At 57.7% G+C, this 520-nt stretch carries 1 pseudogene; it reads left to right on the forward strand.

Annotation, left to right across the window (positions count from 1 at the left end):
• Positions 1-354: 354 nt before the first annotated feature.
• A pseudogene (locus R0J88_RS18745) lies at positions 355-520 on the forward strand (DNA starvation/stationary phase protection protein); the annotation flags it as partial.

The following is a 520-nucleotide window of genomic DNA, read 5'->3' on the forward strand; positions in this document are numbered from 1 at the left end:
TTGCAGAAGTGATGACAGCTGATGACATGGCTGTCGCAAAGGCCCCGCCCCGTGCGGGGCCTTTGCGTATGTGGCCGAAATCAGAATGTCCGAGCCGACGACATTGGCCGCAATATCCGTGTGCGACCTTGAAAACCGCGTGCGCGCACCACATCTCTTTCCAAGCATTCATCTACGGCTTGAGGGTGGTGCGCCGGCGACGATAGGGGTGGCCGATGAGGGCGATACAGTGAATTCGTTACCCTGCATCCCGCCCAGCCTCTACACTGGTGGCATACTGGCAGCACGGCTCGCCACCTGCATCTCCACTTTCCCCACAATGCCGTTCACTTCACATTTTTCAGGAGAGTCTTCATGTCCAACGATACCAATGCCATCGGCCTGCACACTGCCAGCGCCACTCAGCTGGCCGAGCCCCTCAACGTCCTGCTGGCCAACTACCAGACATTCTACATGAATGCCCGTGGTTACCACTGGAACGTGAAGGGCAACCAGTTCTTCGAGCTGCACGTGAAGTTCG

Origin of the sequence: Pseudoalteromonas sp. SIMBA_162, from assembly GCF_046535955.1 — a bacterium.
GTDB classification, from domain to species: Bacteria; Pseudomonadota; Gammaproteobacteria; order Enterobacterales; family Alteromonadaceae; genus Pseudoalteromonas; species Pseudoalteromonas marina.